This is a genomic window from Clostridioides sp. ZZV14-6387, from assembly GCF_020657835.1.
GTDB classification, from domain to species: domain Bacteria; phylum Bacillota; class Clostridia; order Peptostreptococcales; family Peptostreptococcaceae; genus Clostridioides; species Clostridioides difficile_A.
On record NZ_JAGWCW010000036.1, the window covers coordinates 1 to 14,807 of the forward strand.

Consider the following 14,807-nt stretch of genomic DNA (forward strand, 5'->3'; position numbering starts at 1 on the left):
GTAAAACTTTCTTTTAAATAGAAGTTGTTTAGTAATATATGTTTATTATTATTTTGTTAACTTTAATAAGATTAAAAAAAGCCAAAAAAATAGTTTGTAAGTAAATAAAATAATATAAAATACAAATTTTAATAAAAATAATAAAGAATACATTGTTATTTTGATAAAATTGTAAAATATATTTTTAAATTATCATTTAATGTAATTTAAACGAATTGAAGATATGTGTTTATTGTATTCAATTGTTGTATTTTTAGTTTTTTTGTGATTAATTAAAAAATTATAAAAATCGTTTACATGTTGATTTTTAAAAAAAAAAGATATAGAATTATATAGAAAGTAATAAACAAAAATTGGATTTACGGGAGTGGAATAAAATGATAAACGTTACCTTAACAGATGTGAAAGAAGCTAGAGAGACCATCAAAAACATAGTAAAAAGAACTGACTTACTTGAAAGTGTTAAACTTAGCGAAAAAACAGGAGCAAATGTGTTCTATAAATGTGAGAATCTTCAAAAAACAGGTTCTTTTAAATTAAGAGGAGCTTGTAACAAAATAGCGAGTTTAACAGATGAAGAAAAAGCAAATGGAGTTATAGCTTCAAGTGCAGGAAATCATGCTCAAGGTGTTGCATTAGGGGCAAAAATGACTGGTATAAAATCTACAATAGTAATGCCAGCAACTGCACCTTTAGCAAAAGTTAGTGCAACTAAAGGTTATGGAGCAGAAGTAGTTTTAAATGGTGCAGTTTATGATGATGCGTATGCAAAAGCTGTTGAAATACAAAAAGAAACAGGAGCAACTTTCTTACATCCATTCAATGATAAATATGTTATAGCAGGACAAGGAACTATATCTCTTGAGATTTTCGAACAATTAGACAATAAAGTTGATACTATATTATGCCCAGTTGGTGGAGGTGGAATCATCTCTGGTGTAGCTGTAGCTGCAAAAGCATTAAATCCTAATGTGAAAATAGTTGGTGTTCAAACTGCAAATATACCTTCAATGAAAGAATCAGTTAAAAATGGAAAAGTAACAACAGCATTTAATGATACTACAATAGCTGATGGTATAGCTGTTAAAACTCCAGGAGATTTAACTTTTGAAATAATAAACGAATTAGTTGATGAAATAGTTGTGGTTGAAGAAACAGAAATTGCAGAATCAATATTATTTATGATGGAAAGTCAAAAAATAGTTTCAGAAGGTGCTGGAGCTGTATGTACAGCTGCTATATTAAGTGGTAAGTATGTACCAGCAAAAGATGAAAATGTAGTTTGTATAATATCTGGTGGTAACATAGACATAAATACATTATATAGAATAATAGGTGTTGCTTTAGCTAAAGAAGGAAGAAGATATTCATTTAGTACAATTATGGAAGACAAGCCAGGAAACTTTGCTGAATTAACTAGAATAATAAGTGAGAATGGTGGAAACATTTTAAGTGCTAATCAAGGTAAATTATCAGCAGGAGAAGCTCTAGGAAAACAAAGTGCGGAATTTATACTAGAGACAATAGATTATGACCATATAGCTAAAATAAAGAAAGCTATAGAAGACAAAGGTTTTAAAATTATAGAATTATAGTAAAAAGTGTATATAATATACAAGAAAAATAGTATAATAGTGTATGAAGATACATTTTATATGTATCAGATTAACGAATTAGGAGGATTTTAAAATGAAACATGAAGTAATACATACTAATGATGCACCAGCAGCTTTAGGACCATACTCTCAAGCTATAAAAGCTGGAAACTTATTATTTGTATCTGGACAAGTTCCTCTTGTACCAGAGACTATGGAAGTAGTTGAAGGAGATGTACAAGCTCAAACTGCTCAATCTTTAAAAAATCTTAAAGCTATATTAGCTGAAAGTGGAGCTGATTTTTCAAATGTAGTTAAAACTACAGTATTTATAAAAGATATGAATGAATTTGGAGCTATAAACGAAGTTTATGCTGAATATTTTGGAGAAAATAAACCAGCAAGAGCTTGTGTAGAAGTTGCTAGATTACCAAAAGACGTTAAAGTTGAAATAGAAGTAATAGCTGTATTATAAGAATATATAATTTGGAACATGTAGCTATTAGATTAGGCATGAATTCTTGGGTATTTTTATCCTAAGGATTCATGCCTTTTTGCAGGTCTTTTATCAAAATGTATTCACAAATATAGGACAATCTATTAAAATAAAGAGTGATATTTTTAGAAGAAGGAAGTGATACAATGAACATTATAAATAAAATTTTTTGGCAAGAAGATAGAATTAGTATGATTACAAATCATTTAGAGGCAGATAAACATAGCCATTGGATGTTACAACTATTTATAGGGATAGAAGACAGCATTGAAATAACAGTCAATGAAAAATTAGTTAAATGTAATTGTATCGTAGTAGATAAAAATATCTCTCACTCATTTTCAGCAAGAAAAAAAGTTTATTATTCTGCTCTTATTGAACCTACATCTATATTTGCAGAACAGCTTACCTCAAAAATGAATGATTTTGGATATTGGATATGTGAAAAAGATGGATTAGATGAATTACGTCAACAAGGAACTTTTTTGATATATCAATCTAGTGAAGAACAGTATTTAAAGTTTATGAAAATGCTTAACAACTATTTGAATTTCCCTGAAACTATCAAATACTATGATGATAGAATTACAGAATTGCTTCAATTATTACATACTTGTAATTGTGATAATCATACGATTTCAAACTTTGCAGATAAAGTGGCACTATCAGCAAGTAGATTATCACATTTGTTTAAAGAGCAAATTGGGATACCTTTAAAAAGCTATATTTTACTTCATCAAATGGAGTGTGCTTTTGGAGAATTGCTTTCTGGAAAAAATGTTACTGAAGCTTCTATGATTGCTGGATTCGACACTCCATCACACCTTGCAGGAACAGTTAAGCGTATGATGGGAATGCCCGTTTCTTTATCTTTAAAAGATAGCGAGTTTTTGAAAGTATATTAAATATTCTCGTTATATAATGAAGTTGTATTAAGAAAGGGGATTTATTATGAATAAAGAATATTTAGAAGAAACAAAAATGCTAAACTATAGTGACCCACAACTTAAGTTCTTGGTATCACTTAAGAAGTGGTTAGATTTAGATGATTTTCATAAAATAAAATCTATTTATGAGTTTGTCCAAAATGATATTTTATTTGGCTATAATGCTTCTGATATGTTGAAGGCAACACAGGTACTAAATGAAGGTATGGGACAATGTAATACAAAAGCTACTCTTTTAATGGCATTATTGCGTTCAGTGAATATCCCTTGTAGGCTTCATGCTTTTAATGTAACAAAAGACTTTCAACGAGGCGCTACATCTAAATTGATTTCATTATTAGCACCAAAATATATTCTTCATACTTGGGTAGAGGTATTTTATCAAGATAAATGGATTGCTCTAGAGGGAGTAATAACTGATAAAAAATATTTAGAAGCAATTCAGAAGAAATTTATTAATCAGAATGGAACATTCAAAAAGTATGCAATAGCCACAAATGATTTGAAAAACACATCTATTGATTGGGATGGTAAAGATACTTTTATTCAAAAAGAAGCTATAGCATATGATTATGGTGTTTTTTCTTCACCAGATGTATTTTTCTCTACTCATTCACAACATCTATCAAAATTAAAAAACTTCATCTATGTGCATCTTATTAGAAAAATAATGACAAAAAATGTATGTAAGATTAGAAACAATTATTTTGGTAAAAATAACTGAGTGTTCAATGTATAGAGCCTATATAGGAAAATATAGCATAATTAAAAATATGATAATTAAAATAAATAAAAAGGAGTTATCACAGAGCAAACTTAAACTGTTCATGTGACAACTCCTTTTTTATTAACTTCTTTTTGTTAGCCTCTAATAATTTGACGTTCTTTTATAAAACATATAGAAATAACTAAACCAATAAATGCAAGAGTAGCAGCTGTTGAAAATGCAACATCCATTCCATGTATGTTAGACAGAATAGCTGAACTCATATGAGCTTTTTTTGTAGCAGATGTCATTATAGTAATAAGTACAGCAGAGCCTATAGCACCAGATATTTGTCTAAGTGTACTATTTATTGCTGTAGCATGAGATATAAGTTCCCTATCCAGAGTTTTAAGTCCCCAAGTAGTTAATGGCATTAGAACTAGTGAAATACCAATCATACGTATACAATACATTAATGATACATGAATTAAAGACGTATCTTTACCTAAAAAAGCAAAAGACAAAGTTCCTAAAAATAAACAGCCAGTTCCTAATATTGATAAAGCTTGAGGTCCATATTTATCTAAATGGCGACCTGCAATTGGATTTAATGCAACCATCAGTATAGCACCTGGCATCATTAAAGAACCTGAAACTAGTGCAGAAAAACCTCTTACAGATTGTATATATAGAGGAATCATTAATGTGGCAGACATCATTGAAGCATACACAATCATAATCAATACTGTAGAAATTAGGAATGGTTTGTTTTTGAAAACTCTTAACTCTAAAAATGGTTCTTTAGATTTTAATTGACGTAATGTAAATAATATTAATGATATAATTCCTATAATTATTGGTAAATATGTGGCAATATTAGTCCAGCCATAATTACCTTGATTAGTAAATCCAATCAATAAACCACCAAATCCTAGAGAAGATAGTATTATTGAAGGTATATCCAATTTTAGTTTTTGAGCTTCTCCAACATTTTTCAATAGAACAAATGAAAGTATAACATCTAATATAGCTATAGGTGAAAGAAGTAAAAATAAACTATGCCAACCAAATGAATCTACCAACCATCCAGATAAAGTTGGTCCTATAGCTGGAGCAAATCCTACTGTAATACCAACTAAACTCATAGCTGTACCACGTTTTTCAACAGGACATAAATAGAGTATAATGACCTGTAGTAGTGGCATTAAAGAACCAGAACCAACTGCTTGTAATACACGAGCAACTAGCATAGTTGAAAAGCTATTAGAAAAAAGTGCAATGACACATCCTAGGGAAAATATAGTCATTGATGTAATGAATAATTTTCTAGTACTAAACCTATTTATCAAGTAAGCTGTTGTAGGTACAATAATACCTGCAATAAGTAGATAAATTGTTGTTAACCACTGACCAACATCAGCAGTAATTTTAAAATCTGACATTATATTAGGTAATGCAGTTGATAATAATGTCTGGCTAAGAGAGCTTATAAAAGCACCAGTCATTACGATTGCTATTATTAAATTTCCTTTTTTGTTATTACTTTGGGTTTCCATGATTTATAACGTCTCCTTTTTTAATTGATTTTTAATACTGTTCAACAAAAGTACTTTTGGTCTCAAAATGTCTTCTTTTTCTAAGTATGTAATCATTGCATCCATGATTAAAGAATCATATTGTTGATTTTTTTCCTCAATATATAATTTTTTTGTTGCCTCTAGTAGCTTGGGGTTTTCAAGGAGTGAAGTATCCGTTTTTATTAGTTCCTCTATATCTTGTATCGTTTTAAAAAATAGCGATTTATTATGAATGGAAAAGTAGGCTTCATCTTCTTGTTCATATAAAAACATTGATTTTTCAATTAAAGGATTTAGATTATTAATATTTTCTACAACTAAATCTAAAATTTGTATAGTGAATTCAGCAATAAAGTATACATTCACTTCTCTTTTTTGTATGTGAATAATATACGTAAACTGATGAATTAGTGCATCCAATAAGAAAACTAAATCGAATATATTGTTTTCTATTTTATCCCCATAGTTATCGAATAAACTGAGTTTGTATTCATTCAATAAGTTAGCTCGAGTTTTTTTTTGTAATTTACTCGTAGTATTACGTTGCGCCTCAGAAAAGTTTTCTCTTATATAGGTGTTTATAGTAGTTCTAGAAAAAATATTTTCCCATACAGCAATTATCTTTCTTCTTAACTTCTCAGATGATGGAATATCCTTATTTTCATTAATGGAATGTATAATTTCCAAGAATTTTTCATCATAATAATTGATTATTTCGCAGATAAAAATTTCTTTAGTTTCAAAATGTTTATAAAAAGTAGCTTTAGACATTTTACATTCTTTTACAATATCTAGTATCGAAGTATTTTGAAAACCTTTCTGGTCAAAAATTCTTTGTGCAATAGTTATAATGAGTCTTTGTTTATCCGTCACTTTACTATCTCCCTTCATATAAAAATATAAAGTACTAAAGAGTACTTGAGAGTTTCTATAGATATATTATACACTATTTGGAAAAAAAATCAATATATGTACCATTAACCTGAGAATTTTGAAAAATTTGTTGTTGTTTTTAGTCATATAGAGAAGAAATTAAGAATTTCGTAAGAATACTTTAAATATATTGCAATAAATTAGTGGTATGATTATACTAAGAAAGAAAATGTCTTGAAATTTTTCTGTATCAAATACTAATTATGGAGGTGTAGTATATGAAAAAGAAAACTTGTATAGCCATAGTTTTTGCTCTATTTATAGTTTTTATAGGAATGTTTATTGATAGTTCTAGTGCAGGAAAGAAAATCATAACATCTGAATTAAGTAAATACAGGAAGGGCGTAAATGTATTATCAATAAATAATATTATAGTAGCAAATAAGGAGTATAGCTTACCTAAAGAATATTCTCCACAAGAAAGTAGTGAAGCAAAAGATGCTTTTTATAAAATGAATAAAGACGCTCAAAAGTCAGGTTTAAATTTAAAAGCTTTTAGTACATATAGAAGTTATGAATATCAAGATAAATTATTTAAGTCGTATGCAAAAGAACATGGTGAAAAAGAGGCAAATAGATTTTCAGCTAAGCCTGGAGAAAGTGAACATCAAACTGGACTTGCTTTTGATATTGGAGGAAATGACCAATCTAGTTGGGCAAATCAGAAGTTTAATAATACAAAAGAAGCTAAGTGGTTGTATGAAAATGCATATAAGTATGGTTTTATACTTAGATATCCAAAAGGCAAAGAGAATATAACTGGATATATGTATGAATCTTGGCATTATAGATATGTTGGAACTGAACATAGCAAAAACTTTGCAATGAATGATTTGACTTTAGAAGAATACTTACATTTAAATTAAATTATAGTTTGTTAAATTTAGGTTAAAATAAAAAATAAGCTAGACTATTAATTACATAAGGTGATATAATGTAAATACAATTTAAGATAACTACTCGAAGGGGAGTAGCTTACACGAAAGTGGTAATTAATCGTCAAGACAGTAGAAATACTCGGTTAATTAGCAAGGAATTCCTTGATAGCAAGACCTTCAAAATAAGCATTAAGTATGTTTGTTTTGGGGTCTTTTTTTATTCAAGGAATTTTTATTTAAAAAAATTTAAATTTCAAGTATACATAAGAGCCCCCAAACATAAAATAAATTTATTAAAGAGGAGGGCAACAAATGTCTTACAAAAGTACTTATCAAGAAGTAATTAAAAATTTAGACTCAAGCTTATCTGGTTTGAGCAAAGAAAAAGCAGAAGAGCTGTTAGAAAAAAATGGAGCTAATGAATTAAAAGAAGCAGATAAAGTTCCTACGTATAAGCTTTTCTTAGAAAGTTTTAAAGACCCACTAGTAATAATTCTATTAATAGCTGCTTTAGTACAAATATTTTTAGGTGAAACTGTAGAGTCTATAATAATTTTTGCAGTTATTATTATAAACTCAGTTTTAGGTGTCGTACAAACGAAAAAAGCAGAAAGTTCATTAGAAAGTTTAAAAAATTTATCTGCACCAAATGCAAAAGTAATAAGAGACAATAAAAAAATGACAATTCCAGCAAAAGATTTAGTAGTTGGAGATATTGTATTCTTAGAAGCTGGCGATTACATACCAGCAGATGGAAGACTTATAGAAGCACAATCTCTAAAGGTGGTAGAAGGTATGTTAACTGGAGAATCAGAGCCAGTTTTAAAGCATACAGAGCAAATAAGTGAAGATGTAAGCTTAGGCGACCAGAAAAATATGGTATTTAGTGGTGCTGTAGTTGTTTACGGTAGAGGTTCTTTTGTAGTAACTGGAGCAGGTATGAATACTGAAATGGGTAAAATAGCTGGCCTTTTGGAAAGTGCTGAAAATAAACTTACACCATTACAACAAAAAATAGAAGACTTTAGTAAAAAACTTGGTGTAGGTATTGTAATACTTGCTCTTTTAATATTTATAATTCAAGTGGCAAGAAATTACTTTATGGCTGGAAATGGTGAAATGACACAGATAATTCTCGATTCATTCATGTTCTCTGTAGCAGTGGCAGTAGCAGCTATACCAGAAGCTTTATCATCGATAGTAACTATCGTATTAGCTGTTGGAACAAACAGCATGGCAAAAAAACAAGCTATAATAAGAAAATTACCAGCAGTAGAAACTTTAGGTTCAACAAGTGTTATATGTACTGATAAAACAGGTACTCTTACGCAAAATAAAATGACAGTTGTTGATTATTATATGTATGGAACTAATAATGATGAGTTAAATAAAGAAAAGGTAAACTATTCTTATCATGCTAAATTATTGACTATGGTTTCCACACTTTGTAATGATTCTCATATAACTAGTGATGGTAAAGAAGTTGGTGACCCAACAGAAGTAGCATTGATAAATTATTCAAGTAAAAATGATTTAGATTATGATAAATTAAGAAGTAAGTATGTTAGAATCAATGAAATTCCATTTGACTCAGATAGAAAGCTTATGTCTACTGTAAATAGCATATATGGAGATTATATAATGTTTACAAAGGGTGCACCAGATATTGTATTTAGTAGATGTAAATATGCTTTAAAAAATGGTTCAAAAGTAGATATAACAGATGAGATAATAGAAGAATATAAGCATAAAAATGAAGAATTTTCAAATAGAGCACTTAGAGTATTAGCTTTCGCAATAAAAGATGTTCCAGAAGAAGGCTTTACACCTTCAATTGATGATGAACATGATATGACATTGGTTGGAATAATGGCAATGATAGACCCACCAAGAGAAGAAGTGATGGATGCTGTAAAAGAAGCAAAGAGTGCTGGGATAAAAACTGTTATGATAACTGGTGACCATAAAACAACAGCAGCGGCAATTGCAAAAGAAATTGGTATAATGGAAGATGGGGACTTAGCTCTTACTGGAAAAGAACTTGATGCTTTGAGTGAAGAAGAATTATATGAAAAATTGGAAAATATAAGTGTGTATGCCAGAGTATCACCAGAAAATAAAATTCGTATAGTAAAAGCGTGGCAACATAAAAACAATATAACTGCTATGACTGGTGATGGTGTAAATGATGCACCAGCATTGAAACAAGCAGATATAGGTATAGGTATGGGAAGTGGTACTGATGTAGCAAAAGATGCCTCTGCCATGGTACTAGTTGATGATAACTTTGCAAGTATAGTAAATGCTGTTGAAGTTGGTAGAACAGTATACAGCAATATAATAAAAGCAATTACTTATTTATTTGCAGGAAACTTAGGAGCTATAGTAGCTATATTGTTTGCAGTATTTGCAGGTTGGTCGAATCCATTTACAGCTTTACAACTTTTATTTATAAACTTAGTAAATGACTCTTTACCAGCAATTGCGTTGGGGTTTGAAAAGTCAGAAAAAAATATAATGGATAAACCTCCTAGACATCCAGATGAAAGTATACTAGCAGGAGGGACATTGAAGGCAGTAGCTATAAGAGGTTGTATAATAGGTGTAGTTACAATTATTGCACAATATATAGGATTACAAGTATCTCCAGAACTTGGAGTAGCTATGGCATTCTCAACATTGATATTAGCTAGAATAATGCAGACATTACCTGCACGTTCTAATAATCAAACCGTAATAAAGTTAGGTTTTTTTAGTAATAAGTATGTTATAGGAGCAGTTGTAATTTGTTTTGGACTTTACTCTTTAACGCTAATACCAGTATTAAGAGGCATATTCTCTATACCAGAAGTGTTTGGACTATATCAATTAGGAATTTGTCTAGGTCTAGCGTTGATTTCATCAATACTAATGGAGCTTAATAAGTTAATTAACAGAAATACAGTAAAATAATTTAAAAATTAAAGGGGCATATTGATTTTAACAATATGTCCCTTATATAATTTACTCTATATTATCGATTATTTGGAACGCTTTTATAACTTCAGGAAGTTCATTTTCTTCTGGCATTCTAAATCTTATAAAATTTTTATCAAGTCCAGTGAAGTCACTACCAGATATAACTCTTATTTTTAACTTTGCAAATTCTTGTTGTAAATCTATGTCTTTGTTTTTATGTTCAACTGTCATTATTGATACAGTATCATTAGTTTCAGCTATATTAAGGTTTTTCCAAGGAATTAATAATTGATTTTTTATAGCTTGTGTTTTTTCCTTTAATTCTTCTATAAATTGAACATCATCTAGTAAATTGGCTGCAATACTACGAGATATTTCAGATACTTCGTAAGGAGTAGAAATCTTTTTAATAGGGTCAACAAGTTCTTTTGGAAGAACTGCATATCCTGCTCTTAGTCCTGCTAAACCAAAACCTTTTGAAAATGTTTTTAAGACAATTACATTATCATAATTATTTAGAAGTTTTACAGCTGAATTTTCTTTTGGCATGTATTCACCATAAGCTTCATCTACCATAACTGCGATATTATATTTAGATGCTTCTTTTACTATATTTTCAATTGATGATAAAGGTATAATTTGTCCTGTAGGATTATTTGGATTGTCTATGTAAATTACTTTATATTCTGGATTTATTTTTTCAATAAATTCTTTTTCATTAAATTTGAAATTATCCTCTTTCTTTAAAAGAACATAATCATAAGTAGCGCCATGCATTTTTATATCTGTTTCATATTCAGAGAACTGAGGAGAATATCCTAAAACCTTATCTCCTTTTTCAATAAATAGTCTATTTAAAAGGTAAATAACATGTATAGAACCATCTGCCAAACAGATTCTATCAATATCTAATGTTATAAAGTCTTTCCAATAATCAACTATATTGTCTTTTAAGGCAATTGAATGAGGGTATCCTCTTATCATATCAAATTCTAAAGCATTAAAAGCTTCTACAGCTTTATTTGAGTAAGAAACTGTATTTATACCTTCACCACAGTCTATCTCAAATACATCTTCTGAATGCCCAGATTCTATTGCATAACTTTTTTTCAACTGCATTTCAATAGCTTTGTTAATTTTTAATTTCATAGTTCATCACTCCTTATTTAGTCAATAATAAATGTTACAAAAGTCGCTAGATTTAAAATATTTTGAAAATATATAACAGTAAAAAATGAATATAAATATTATAATAGCTCACTTTATTTAATATGATTATATATCATATATTGTAAAATTTCTAGCATTATAAGACTATAAATTGAAAATATTCAGAAAAATACTACAAGAAACGATTTATTTTTCTCTTAAAAGGGTTAAATGAATGTTATTAATTTTGTAAATTGAAATAGTTTAAGTAGAAAGTTATGATATAATTTAATAAGGGTAATTCTTTAGATTATATTAAGGAAATAGAGGTATACAATAAAAAGTTATGGAGTTGGATTATGGGATATAAATTAATTGTAACAGATATGGATGGAACTTTATTAGGAAATAATCATAAAGTTACAGATGAAAATAAAACTGCACTACAAGAAGTTATAGAGAGTGGTATTAATGTAACTTTAGCAACAGGAAGAGCCTTCGATTCAGCTAAATGCAATGTAGATTTTCTTAAAGAAGATATGCCAATAATAGCTTGTAATGGTTCATTGATAAGAGAGCAAAATGGAAATATAATATATTCAAATAAAATTGACACAACAACGTGTTTAAATATCTTAGATGTATTGGACAAATACGATATTTACTATCAGTGTAATAGTATAGATTCCATGCTTTCAAGAAAAATAGAGGGACGTGAGGACAAGTTAAGTATATTTTTAGGTAATGAGACAAAAGTAATTGTAAAAGACGATTTAAGAGAAGAAATCTTAAAAAATGATATACTAAAATTTGTAATCATAGAAGAAAAAAATCCGTCTATTTTAGATGATATAAGAAAAGAATTGATAAAGGTTCAAGGTATAAAGATAACTTCTTCATGGCCAAACAATATTGAAGTTATGAATGAAGGTGTTGATAAAGGCAATGCAGTTAAATTTTTAGCTGAAAAGATGAATATAGATAGAGAAGATATAATTGCATTTGGAGATAATTATAATGATATAGAGATGATAAAATTTGCTGGTCTTGGAATAGCTATGGGAAATGCAGAAGAATTAATTAAACAAGAAGCTGATTATGTTACAGATACCAATCAAGATAGTGGAGTTGCAAAGGCAATTTATAAATTCTTAGAGTTAAAAAAAACACTTAGCTCTTAAAAAAGGTATATACAGGAAAAAAGAGGTTGACTATTTTATTGATAGTAATTATAATACAAATAGATAAAACATAAAAAACTTAGATTCAGTGAAGAAGAGAGTAGGTATAAAGAAAATCTCAGCGAGTTAGGAATGGTGTGAGCCTAATGATAACACTTTATATTGAAAAGAGCTTTGGAGAATACTACTTGAAATTTAGTATGGTAGTAGGTAATCTCGCCTTAAGAGAATAGAGTGGGTAAACTTTGTTTATCAACTAGAGTGGTAACACGGAATATTTCGTCTCTTGGTCTTTTTGACCAAGAGATTTTTTAATTTTAACTTAGATGTAAATATTATAATTAAAATAAAAAAATTTAAAATATGAGGTGAAAGGTATGAAATTATGGGGTGGACGCTTTAGAAAAGCGGAAAATCAACTTATGGAAGAATTTAATAAATCTTTTGGTTATGATTGTGTACTGTATAAAAAGGATATTGAAGGAAGTATAGCACATGTTCATATGCAAGTAAAATGTGGTCTTTTAACAGAGGAAGAAGGAAAGACTATAACAGAAGGCTTAAAAGGAATCTTTGAAGATATAGAAAATGGAAAGTTAGCATTAGATGGAGAATATGAAGATATACATAGTTTTACTGAGATAAATTTAATTCAAAGAATTGGCGATGTTGGTAAGAAACTTCATACAGCACGTAGTAGAAATGACCAAGTTGCAGTTGATATGAGATTGTATGCTAAAGAAAAGGCAAATGATTTGGTAGATTTAATATCTGAATTTAAAGCAACTATAAAAGATGTTGCTGATAAAAATCCAGTGATGATGCCAGGTTATACTCATCTTCAAAGAGCACAAGTAGTAACATTTAAACATCATTTGATGGCGTATTATAGTATGTTTGATAGAGATGAGAAAAGAATAAAAAATGCTATAGAAATATTAGATGAATCACCTTTAGGTTGTGGAGCTTTGGCAGGAACTACACACGATATAGATAGAAATATAACTTGTGAACAATTAGGATTTAAAAAAGTAGTAGATAATTTTATGGATGGAGTAAGTGATAGAGATTATTTATTAGAGTTAATGAGTGATTTTTCAATTATAATGATGCACTTAAGTAGATTAAGTGAAGAGTTGATACTTTGGAGTTCTCAAGAATTTGGATTTGTTGAGATAGATGATTTATATACTACAGGAAGTAGTATAATGCCTCAAAAGAAAAATCCTGATGGAGCGGAACTTATAAGAGGAAAGACTGGAAGAGTATATGGAAATCTGTTTGGTCTTTTTACAGTAATGAAGGGTATACCATTAGCATATAATAAAGATATGCAAGAAGATAAAGAAGGTTTTTTTGATAGTGTACATACTATTGAAATGTGCATACAGATAATGGATAGAATGATAGCTACATTAAAAGTAAATGAAGACAAAATGAAACAAGCAGTAAAGAATGGCTTTTTAAATGCAACAGAAGTTGCTGACTACTTGGTTAAAAATAATGTTGCTTTTAGAGATGCACATGGAATAGTAGGAAGTATCGTTATATATTGTGAAGACAATAAAAAGGCAATAGAAGATTTAACATTAGAAGAATTACATAAGTTTTCAGATGCATTTAAGGAAGACATTTATGACTTTATCGACTATGAGAGTATATTAAATAAAGGAATAAAAAAGAATTTAAAATAATATATTAAATTTCAAAAAGCTGTAAATTTGGGTGATGACATTCAAATCTACAGCCTTTTTTATTTAAAAATTTATTGTATATAAAAGTAGTAAGTTTAAAAAGAGTAATATTGGAAATAAATATAAGTAAAAAAATTATTATTAAAATGATAATTAATATCAATAAGTATTGACAAATTTATTTCAAGATACTATTATATATAATATAAATAATAATGAAAATCAATATCAAATAAATGGGAGGAAATCTAATGAACTTATTAGTGATTGGTGGTCATGAAAGAATGGAAAAAGATTATATGGTTATGGCCAAGAAAAAAGGTTATAAGACAAAGGTATATACGACTATGTCTTCTAAATTAAATAATTCTATAGGAAAACCAGATGCAGTTGTTATACTCACATCAACAGTTTCACATAAGATGTCTAGAACGGTTGAGTCTCAAGCTAAAAAACAAGATATATTAATTGTAAGACATAAGAATAGTAGTAAGGTAGCATTTAATGAATGTCTAGATATGGTCGATGAATGTCTTGGAAATTGTTCAAAATGTAAACTTAATGATAAACAAAAACAGAAAAATACATAAATTTAAATTAAAGGTACTGTCATAGTATTTTATATTTAATAATCTTGAGAGCTTGTCTCAATAAATTAAATACATATTACTATAACAGTACCTATTTTATAAG

Annotated in this window: 12 protein-coding genes and 1 other annotated feature; of the genes, 9 read left to right on the plus strand and 3 right to left on the minus strand. The window is 28.6% G+C overall.

Annotation, left to right across the window (positions count from 1 at the left end):
• Nucleotides 1-377 precede the first annotated feature (377 nt).
• The 4 genes from ilvA to KGF38_RS17755 all read left to right on the plus strand — a co-directional run bounded on the left by ilvA (nt 378) and on the right by KGF38_RS17755 (nt 3,762).
• On the plus strand, nt 378-1,595 hold the full coding sequence (ilvA, locus tag KGF38_RS17740; protein ID WP_054271112.1) for a threonine ammonia-lyase: 1,218 nt from the start codon (nt 378-380) through the stop codon (nt 1,593-1,595).
• Between the two features lie 94 nt (nt 1,596-1,689).
• A complete protein-coding gene (locus KGF38_RS17745) occupies nt 1,690-2,070 on the plus strand; it encodes a RidA family protein (RefSeq protein ID WP_003416451.1) in 381 nt (126 codons plus the stop codon).
• Between the two features lie 167 nt (nt 2,071-2,237).
• The gene (locus tag KGF38_RS17750; RefSeq protein WP_074178458.1) at nt 2,238-2,996 is read left to right on the plus strand and encodes a helix-turn-helix domain-containing protein; all 759 of its coding nucleotides are present in this window, start codon (nt 2,238-2,240) and stop codon (nt 2,994-2,996) included.
• A 46-nt stretch (nt 2,997-3,042) separates the two neighbouring features.
• Nucleotides 3,043-3,762: a transglutaminase-like domain-containing protein gene (locus tag KGF38_RS17755; protein ID WP_074178457.1), complete on the plus strand. Its 720-nt coding sequence runs from the start codon at nt 3,043-3,045 to the stop codon at nt 3,760-3,762.
• Nucleotides 3,763-3,899: 137 nt separating this feature from the next.
• Here the strand turns inward: KGF38_RS17755 and KGF38_RS17760 are convergent, their stop codons facing one another.
• Nucleotides 3,900-5,300 carry an MDR family MFS transporter gene (locus KGF38_RS17760; RefSeq protein ID WP_074178456.1) on the minus strand — a complete coding sequence of 467 codons (1,401 nt, stop codon included), beginning with the start codon at nt 5,298-5,300 and terminating at the stop codon, nt 3,900-3,902.
• 3 nt (nt 5,301-5,303) lie between these two features.
• The gene (locus KGF38_RS17765) at nt 5,304-6,194 is read right to left on the minus strand and encodes a TetR/AcrR family transcriptional regulator (protein ID WP_074178455.1); all 891 of its coding nucleotides are present in this window, start codon (nt 6,192-6,194) and stop codon (nt 5,304-5,306) included.
• Nucleotides 6,195-6,472: 278 nt separating this feature from the next.
• On the opposite strand from KGF38_RS17765, the gene KGF38_RS17770 reads away from it, so the two are divergent.
• Together KGF38_RS17770 and KGF38_RS17775 are read left to right on the plus strand one after the other, a co-directional pair.
• Entirely contained in the window at nt 6,473-7,120 is a 648-nt protein-coding gene (locus tag KGF38_RS17770) for a D-alanyl-D-alanine carboxypeptidase family protein (RefSeq protein ID WP_054271107.1), read from the plus strand.
• A gap of 324 nt (nt 7,121-7,444) precedes the next feature.
• On the plus strand, nt 7,445-10,084 hold the full coding sequence (locus KGF38_RS17775; protein WP_074178454.1) for a cation-translocating P-type ATPase: 2,640 nt from the start codon (nt 7,445-7,447) through the stop codon (nt 10,082-10,084).
• A gap of 51 nt (nt 10,085-10,135) precedes the next feature.
• Here KGF38_RS17775 and KGF38_RS17780 read toward each other — a convergent pair whose 3' ends face one another.
• Complete coding sequence (locus tag KGF38_RS17780; RefSeq protein ID WP_074178453.1) at nt 10,136-11,239, minus strand: pyridoxal phosphate-dependent aminotransferase; 1,104 nt, start codon at nt 11,237-11,239, stop codon at nt 10,136-10,138.
• 359 nt (nt 11,240-11,598) lie between these two features.
• Here KGF38_RS17780 and KGF38_RS17785 point away from each other — a divergent pair, with 359 nt between their 5' ends.
• From KGF38_RS17785 to KGF38_RS17795, 3 genes are all read left to right on the plus strand, one after another.
• Complete coding sequence (locus KGF38_RS17785) at nt 11,599-12,420, plus strand: Cof-type HAD-IIB family hydrolase (protein ID WP_074178452.1); 822 nt, start codon at nt 11,599-11,601, stop codon at nt 12,418-12,420.
• A gap of 79 nt (nt 12,421-12,499) precedes the next feature.
• Nucleotides 12,500-12,710 (plus strand) — a binding site (T-box leader).
• Nucleotides 12,711-12,797: 87 nt separating this feature from the next.
• Entirely contained in the window at nt 12,798-14,114 is a 1,317-nt protein-coding gene (gene argH, locus KGF38_RS17790; protein WP_074178451.1) for an argininosuccinate lyase, read from the plus strand.
• Between the two features lie 251 nt (nt 14,115-14,365).
• The gene (locus KGF38_RS17795) at nt 14,366-14,704 is read left to right on the plus strand and encodes a DUF2325 domain-containing protein (protein WP_021385441.1); all 339 of its coding nucleotides are present in this window, start codon (nt 14,366-14,368) and stop codon (nt 14,702-14,704) included.
• Nucleotides 14,705-14,807 lie beyond the last annotated feature (103 nt).

What these genes read in the sequence shown, in the direction of transcription:
- ilvA (WP_054271112.1), top strand. Translation starts at nt 378, where the DNA reads ATGATAAACGTTACCTTAACAGATGTGAAAGAAGCTAGAGAGACCATC.
- KGF38_RS17775 (WP_074178454.1), top strand. Translation starts at nt 7,445, where the DNA reads ATGTCTTACAAAAGTACTTATCAAGAAGTAATTAAAAATTTAGACTCA.
- KGF38_RS17760 (WP_074178456.1), bottom strand. Translation starts at nt 5,300, where the DNA reads ATGGAAACCCAAAGTAATAACAAAAAAGGAAATTTAATAATAGCAATC.
- KGF38_RS17750 (WP_074178458.1), top strand. Translation starts at nt 2,238, where the DNA reads ATGAACATTATAAATAAAATTTTTTGGCAAGAAGATAGAATTAGTATG.
- KGF38_RS17780 (WP_074178453.1), bottom strand. Translation starts at nt 11,239, where the DNA reads ATGAAATTAAAAATTAACAAAGCTATTGAAATGCAGTTGAAAAAAAGT.
- KGF38_RS17755 (WP_074178457.1), top strand. Translation starts at nt 3,043, where the DNA reads ATGAATAAAGAATATTTAGAAGAAACAAAAATGCTAAACTATAGTGAC.
- KGF38_RS17770 (WP_054271107.1), top strand. Translation starts at nt 6,473, where the DNA reads ATGAAAAAGAAAACTTGTATAGCCATAGTTTTTGCTCTATTTATAGTT.
- KGF38_RS17745 (WP_003416451.1), top strand. Translation starts at nt 1,690, where the DNA reads ATGAAACATGAAGTAATACATACTAATGATGCACCAGCAGCTTTAGGA.
- KGF38_RS17785 (WP_074178452.1), top strand. Translation starts at nt 11,599, where the DNA reads ATGGGATATAAATTAATTGTAACAGATATGGATGGAACTTTATTAGGA.
- argH (WP_074178451.1), top strand. Translation starts at nt 12,798, where the DNA reads ATGAAATTATGGGGTGGACGCTTTAGAAAAGCGGAAAATCAACTTATG.
- KGF38_RS17795 (WP_021385441.1), top strand. Translation starts at nt 14,366, where the DNA reads ATGAACTTATTAGTGATTGGTGGTCATGAAAGAATGGAAAAAGATTAT.